This window comes from Deltaproteobacteria bacterium GWC2_65_14 (assembly GCA_001797615.1).
Taxonomy (GTDB): Bacteria; Desulfobacterota; Deferrimicrobia; order Deferrimicrobiales; family Deferrimicrobiaceae; genus GWC2-65-14.
On the sequence record MGPV01000030.1, the window covers coordinates 1 to 2,162 of the forward strand.

Sequence of the window (2,162 nt, forward strand, 5' to 3'; positions counted from 1 at the left end):
CGAACCGGATCAGGTAGGCGAGGTAGTTCGCCGTGATGAAGATCCCGATCGTAAGAAAAAACTTCACCGTCGTCCGGCTCCGGATCGCGACATCCAGAAGCGGGGACAACCAGCGGGCGATACGTTCGCGGGGGTTCATCAATATTCAATCGACCTTTCCCCTGAAGGCTGTTCGAACGATCCCTGCGATCCGCCCAAGTTCCACATCGGTCAACGCCGTCCCGCAGGGAAGACACAGTCCATCACGGAAGATCCCTTCGGAAACCGACCCGCCTCTTACCTTGCAATGCTTGAAGACCGGCTGCAGGTGCATCGGCTTCCACAGCGGCCGGGATTCGATGTTCGCCTTCGCCAGCGCGAGACGGATCTCTTCTCCCGTCGCCCCGAACCGGCCCGGATCGATCAGGACGCAGGTCAGCCAGTAATTCGGTTCCCCGTACCCCGCGATCGGCATGAAGGTAACACCGGGCAGGTCGCCGAGGGCACTCCGATAGAAATGGAAGATTGCCCGCTTCCTCGCCATCCTGTCCCGAAGAACCCGCAACTGCCCCCGGCCCACGGCGGCCAGCAGGTTGCTCAATCGATAGTTATAACCTATCACACTGTTCTGATAATGCTGCGCCGGATCGCGCGCCTGGGTCGAGAGGTACCGCGCCCTCTCGACGAGGGCCGCGTCTTCGGACACGAGCATCCCGCCGCCGGACGTCGTGATGATCTTGTTCCCGTTGAAGGAGAAGACCCCGATCTTTCCGAACGACCCCGCCGGCTTCCCCCGGTAGCTCGCGCCGAGGGCCTCTGCGGCATCCTCCACCACCGGTACATCGTATTTCGCGCACGTCTCAAGGATCGGGACGTAATCCGCGCACTGGCCGTACAGGTCGACCACGATCACCGCTTTGGGGAGCTTTCCCCGCTTCGCGGCGGATTCAAGCTCCTCACGCAACAGGCCGGGGTCGATGTTCCAACTGGCCGGGTCGCAGTCGATGAAGACCGGGGTCGCCCCCGTGTAGGTTACCGCATTCGCCGTCGCGGCGAAGGTAAAGGAGGAGACGAGGACCTCGTCCCCCGCCCCGACATCCAACATCAGCAGCGCCAGGTGGAGGGCCGCCGTTCCGCTCGATAGGGCCGCGGCGCAGGATACACCGATGGTTTCGCAGAATTCCCGTTCGAAGGCGTCCACGTGGTGACCCAGCGGGGCGATCCAGTTCGAGTCGAACGCGTCGAGGAGCAGCTTCCGCTCATCCGGCCCCATGTGCGGGGGGGAGAGGTAGATCCGCTTCGGCGACGACGGGTCCATCACGCCAGGTGCCACCCTTCCTCCCGGGTCTTTATGACTTTTGCGGGGACGCCCACAGCCGTGCAGTTATCGGGAAGGTCCCTTGTGACGACGGCGCCGGCCCCGACCACGGACCACCGCCCGATCCGGACGCCCTGGATGATCGCCGAGCCGGTACCGACATCGGTACCTTCGCCGATATGCACATTGCCGGAGATGAATACGCCGGGAGAAATGGTGACGTAATCCTCAAGGATGCAATCGTGCCCCACCGTATCGCCCAGATTCAGGATGACGTGCTTCCCGATCCTTATCTGGTTGGTAAGAATCACCCCTGCCGTGACAATGGTCCCTTCCCCGTACTCCACGTAACGGCTCGCCACCGCGGTGGGGTGGAATGCTTTCGCGAAGCGGCCTCCGTTCGAGGCGATCTTCCCGGCAATCTTCATTTTTACCGCCGGATTGCCGATCCCGATCAGAAATTCCATCTCGTCCGCGAACCCGTGGACCTTGTCCGCCCCGCCGTGGACCGGTAAATCATTCAAGGTTCGCCCATGGTTCTCCACCGCATCGTCCAGGAACCCCATGCACCTGACGCTCTTTCCCGCTTCCTCCATCGCGTCGACGACGTCTTTCACTTCCCGGGCGAACCCCCCTGCGCCATAGATGAGAATTTGTCGATATCTCATCATTGGAGATGCTCCTTCACCGCGGTCCCCATGAACTCCGGCATCGTGGTCTCCCCCTCGGCATTGATTCCCTCGCGCCTCAGAACCTTCCATACGGTCATGGCCAGAATTTTCAGATCCAGCCGGAAAGATCGATGGTCCACATACCACACATCCAGGGCGAACTTCTCCTCCCAACTGATCGCGTTCCGCCCGTT

General features: G+C 61.6%; 2 protein-coding genes and 1 pseudogene (1 of these 3 running past the window's edge). All 3 read right to left on the reverse strand.

Annotated features, from left to right (window positions below):
* Window positions 1–145: 145 nt before the first annotated feature.
* The gene (locus A2X88_03945; GenBank protein OGP34408.1) at window positions 146–1,252 is read right to left on the reverse strand and encodes a pyridoxal phosphate-dependent aminotransferase; all 1,107 of its coding nucleotides are present in this window, start codon (window positions 1,250–1,252) and stop codon (window positions 146–148) included.
* Window positions 1,253–1,296: 44 nt separating this feature from the next.
* Window positions 1,297–1,968 carry a hypothetical protein gene (locus tag A2X88_03950; GenBank protein ID OGP34406.1) on the reverse strand — a complete coding sequence of 224 codons (672 nt, stop codon included), beginning with the start codon at window positions 1,966–1,968 and terminating at the stop codon, window positions 1,297–1,299.
* A pseudogene (locus A2X88_03955) lies at window positions 1,965–2,162 on the reverse strand (hypothetical protein) (it continues 462 nt past the right edge of the window). The gene A2X88_03950 and the pseudogene A2X88_03955 overlap by 4 nt, the downstream one beginning before the upstream one ends.